At 56.6% G+C, this 4,381-nt stretch carries 3 protein-coding genes and 1 pseudogene; all 4 read left to right on the top strand.

What is annotated here, in order from left to right; translation table 11 throughout:
* On the top strand, positions 1–199 hold a 199-nt coding region (locus tag DOM41_RS17195; protein ID WP_157956977.1), incomplete at its 5' end, for a DUF2345 domain-containing protein.
* A gap of 3 nt (positions 200–202) precedes the next feature.
* Positions 203–1,096: a DUF4123 domain-containing protein gene (locus DOM41_RS17190; protein WP_110688074.1), complete on the top strand. Its 894-nt coding sequence runs from the start codon at positions 203–205 to the stop codon at positions 1,094–1,096.
* A complete protein-coding gene (locus tag DOM41_RS17185; protein WP_110688073.1) occupies positions 1,089–3,734 on the top strand; it encodes a T6SS effector BTH_I2691 family protein in 2,646 nt (881 codons plus the stop codon). Before DOM41_RS17190 ends, DOM41_RS17185 begins: the two co-directional genes overlap by 8 nt.
* Positions 3,721–4,381: pseudogene (locus DOM41_RS17180) on the top strand (DUF6708 domain-containing protein); the annotation flags it as partial. The gene DOM41_RS17185 and the pseudogene DOM41_RS17180, both read left to right, overlap by 14 nt.

Below are 4,381 nucleotides of genomic sequence, written 5' to 3'. Positions count from 1 at the left end.
CGGGGCTTACGTTCGCATCAAGGGCGGCGATATCGAGCTGCATGCCCCCGGTAAGGTCACGGTCAATGGCGCGAGTCAGAGCTTTGAAGGACCGGCGAGCCTGGACGGGGCGATGCCTGAACTGCCGGAAGGGGAATGCGAAAAACAGTTTGCCGGCGCTGACAAGTCAGCAGCGGGTAGCACCCCGGTGGGCAGTTGAGATATGGCGTCAGATATAGCACCGGCCGTTGTTTCCAGCGCTGAAGCGCTTGATGGAAGCGATCAGCTACGACAATGGCGTTTTGCGCTGATCAACCCGCTACTGGTCCATGTCCGAGACTGGCAAGACTTGCCCGTGCGTTCGTTGCAAACCACGCCGGCGCCAGCCCGTCCCCATCGATTGCCACAACTGGTCGACATTAGCGGTGTGCCAGAAAACCAACTGAACGACGTTTTCGCGAGAGTCAGACGTTATCGTCGCCGTGGCGTTCCATTCTATTCGGCCTTACTGACAGGCAAGGGAAGTGTTGATGACATTGCCCATCATCTTTGTCGTCAGCTCCTGCAACGCCGCCGCGGTGACCACCAATACCACTGGTTCCGCTATTACGACCCACTTGTTTTCCGCCATCTAACTTGGCTGATGACGTCGAAACAACTTGCACGGTTGTTGGGGCCCATCAGCCACTGGTCTTGGCCTGATCCTTTTGGAAACTGGTACACGTTGGAGCGTCCTGAATTAAAAGCGAAAACCACGATCGACTGGCTGGAGCTGAGGGACGAACAGTGGGCCAGTATCGATCGCTTCGCAGATCTGAACCGAGGCTCACGCCGTCTCGCCCTGTTGGCGCCTGACTGGCCACAAAACACCGCCCATTGGCAGTGGCTGGATGACGCTTTGTGTCATGCGAAGCGCTCGGGTTTACCGTCTGAGGATCAGCCGTTACTGGCAGAGCGGGCGGCCATGCATTTACCGGAACTAGCCCGACAGGACGAGGTAGAACGGTTCATGGCGCGAGCGGCGCGCCGCTTGGCCGAGACTGGCGGCCACCTGGACGCATGGCATGACGCCGAATGGAACACCCTCACTTCAGAGTTAAGGAGCGGCCATGAGTAGCGCCGATAATCCTCGCCCCGGTTGCAGTTTCTGTGGCGGCGGTGGCCTGCCGATCCTGCCCGTGCGATATGCCGTGGCGCGTAGTGATAATGTCAGCCTCACCGCCCCGGAATTGCCAGCTGATCTCGCGGACGATGGCGTCTCGCAAGTCTCGCTGTCGGGAGGCCAGCACTACACGCTGAGGCTGCTGCGAGAAGGCTTCCTGTACGTATTCAACGCAGCCCGTGGCCGCTGGCAGGGCTACTATGTGACCGAAGAAGGCTTTCTCAGTCTCTACATCGATGTCACCAATGACGAGCTGCTGGCACTCGACCCCGACGCGCCGGGACCGCTCGATGCCGAGATCCAGGCACCGGTGGAGGATGACGAGTTTCCGTGCCGCGGCAACCCCGAACATGTCTACCCAGGGCGCTGTATCACGGTACCGGCGGCCCAGGACGCTACAGAGCTTTATCTGGCCTTCTCGGATGACCGCTGGACCAAGCGAGTGTGGAAAGCACACGCCGCCAATACGGACGGCCGGCGTGACGCCATGCGTAGGCTCTCCCTGACGCAATGGAAAGGGGGCTCTGCGGACTACACCCGCCCGCTGAGCGAACTCGGGGAGCGGGTGGCCGAGGCCAATTTCCCCTGGGTGCAGCGCCAGTCGAGCGATACGGGCAGCAGCGCAGCGAGTCAGAGTACGGAAGTGAGCGCTCTGAGCCACAGCCCGGCGCCCATCAACGGGATTCGCGACGATGTCGACGGATTCATCGAGTGGTCGCAACGTCAGGCCGAGCCGAGTGAGATGCCACCGGCGCTGTGCGTGCTCGACGATCCGGCTGGCGTGACCAGCGATCTCGCTGCACTACTCGGCGAGCGAGAGAATGAGTTCAACGAAAAGGAAGTGATCAAGCGCCCCTTCGTGACGGCAGGGGTCATCAACGCGCTGCGAGACGGCTTCCGGGAGCGGGCTCGGATGCAGCGCGCCAATAAGATTGTCGAGGAACGCCTCGAACATGAGTACTACCGTAGTTATGGCGGCCCGCCGGGCATGGCGCATGAGCTCAAAGCCAATTTCGAGCGCCGGCAGCAGGAAGACCCTGCCTATCGGCAAGAGGTCGAGGCCACGCGGTTGGCCGCCTACCAGAGCATTAGTGAGTCTGAACTCGAAGAGGCAGCCGACGATGCCTGGGCCAGGTATGGCGACAAGCTCCGCCCCGAAGAGCCGGATCACTGGATGGAGAACACCTATCACCCGCAGCTATCGCGGTACGATAAAGAGGATATGCAGCCACTGGCATCGGCCTATGTGAGCTGGTTGACCGGTAATCCCCTGCTGATCTACCTCAACAGCCGATTCGATGACGCGAATGTCGAATCGGGCATCAATTTCGTCTCCGTTATTTCTTTCGTCTTGCTGAGCACCCAGAGCTACACGCCTGCGTTCAAGCAATACGTCGAATGGCTGTCGGCGAGCGAAATCGACACTAGCAACCTGTTGTTGCGGGGGATGGGGCTTAACCAGAAGGCCTTGATTCAGCAAATCATGGCGGCAAGCGACGCCAACTTTGGCGAACCGGGCAATAACCCCGCCACCCTACCTTGGGGGGCATTGATTGCCGCTTACCTTGGGCTGACGGAAGATTATCCCGACGAAGTTGTCTCGCCCGCCAGGATGCTCAGCCACGTGCTGGGGCCGATGCAAAGCGTTGTTGCAACAGCACCGAATCCGACGCCATTTCTGCTCACCTTAGGGATGATCTCGGGACGCTCGATTCAGATCACCCAAGTTAGCGTGACGCTGGAGGAAGCCCTATCCCGAACACGCGAGCCGCTTAAGCTGATCCATCCCGATTGGGGTGAGAAAGAGCTGCGCCAGTTCCAGCAAAAGGTTCGGGTCGAGACGCGTTCGCTCATCACGGTCAGTGGAGAGCCTATCAGATTCGATATGCGCCAGATAGATTTCACGCCGTTTCATGAATTTATGGCCGAGCCCTCTAGCGCGATCAACATGACGGGGCGGGAGAAGCTCGTGTTCTCGGCCAACTTGGTGGGAGCAGCACTGGCCTATATCAGCCTGAATGATCAGCTCGGGAAGATGAACAGCCTCCTGGGCGCGAACTTAAAAGCTAAAGGCCGTCTACTCGGTATGGGGCTCGCCTTTGCCGGTGCCGCTGCTGACCTATTCGGCAAGGCGTTGGAGCATGGTCGTGGCGTGTTCTTCGCTGAGGCACGTTTTGTCGGTACGCAGCGTGCACTTATGGCCGCCGGGCGATTCCTTGGGTTGGCGGGAGGTGTGATTCTTGGGTTGATGGATATATGGGAGGGAATCGAAAACTTTGAAAATGGTAACCCAACGATGGGCCTTCTTTATATAACCTCTGGGTTTTCAACTATAATAGTAAGTGCCGTAATATTTTCCATTGGTATTGGTTTAACCGGCATTTTTTCAGTTATTGCCCTGTGGTGGATAGCTGGGGTTTTCGGCATTTTTGCCATTGCGGCAGCTATCGCTATTTTGTGGTTCACAGAAAACGATTTGCAAGAATGGCTGGCCGAATGCGCTTTTGGAGAGCGTGGCAGCCTAAGCTTAGGTAGCACCGCCCTGGAGAACGAGATGCAGAACCTCAAGGCCATTACCCATGAGGAAGAGTGATATGCGGCCAGCGGCAAAAGATTATTATAACCTTTTTATTAAAGGTGATTGGGGCTTTTCAGCCACCACAAGCAAGCTCAAGAAACTTGAAGGCAAAATACGTTTTCTCAACAAAAAGCAGCCACCACCTAACGTTGACGCCATACATTTCAACGATTCAATTGTCACGGTCAACACTTCTTTTTTGGAAGCTGTGGACTCAGGCAACAGGCTGCGTGGAATCATTCCTTTCTTCGGCATTATAGGGGGCGGGGGGTTTCTCGTAGGTGGTGCGGGCCTGTTTTATGGGCTTTTCAATTACACGGACAACGTTCCTCTTTTCGTTTATTTGTTGGCTTTGCTCACGCTAACCTTAGGGGGGGCGATAGGCTTTCCAATATTCAATTCTCTGATACGCAGAGAGATGTTTCGCAAAACCCACTATCCTATGCGCTTCAATCGTCGTGACCGTAAGGTCTATGCCTGGTCTCAGGATATGGGCGTAGTCACCATGAACTGGGACGATATTCAGTTCTACACGAGCCAATCAACAGCATCTGAAGACCACCGAGGTTTGGCGCGCGATGAAATCCGTGGCTACGTAAGAGATCGTGCGGGCAACATGCTTTATCACCTGGTATTTTTCAAGTACCAAGGTAGAAAGAACA

It is taken from the genome of Salinicola aestuarinus (genome assembly GCF_003206645.1).
In the GTDB taxonomy this organism is placed as follows: Bacteria; Pseudomonadota; Gammaproteobacteria; order Pseudomonadales; family Halomonadaceae; genus Salinicola; species Salinicola aestuarinus.
This window is presented reverse-complemented; position numbering and strand designations above follow the sequence as displayed.

What these genes read in the sequence shown, in the direction of transcription:
- DOM41_RS17185 (WP_110688073.1), top strand. Translation starts at nt 1,089, where the DNA reads ATGAGTAGCGCCGATAATCCTCGCCCCGGTTGCAGTTTCTGTGGCGGC.
- DOM41_RS17190 (WP_110688074.1), top strand. Translation starts at nt 203, where the DNA reads ATGGCGTCAGATATAGCACCGGCCGTTGTTTCCAGCGCTGAAGCGCTT.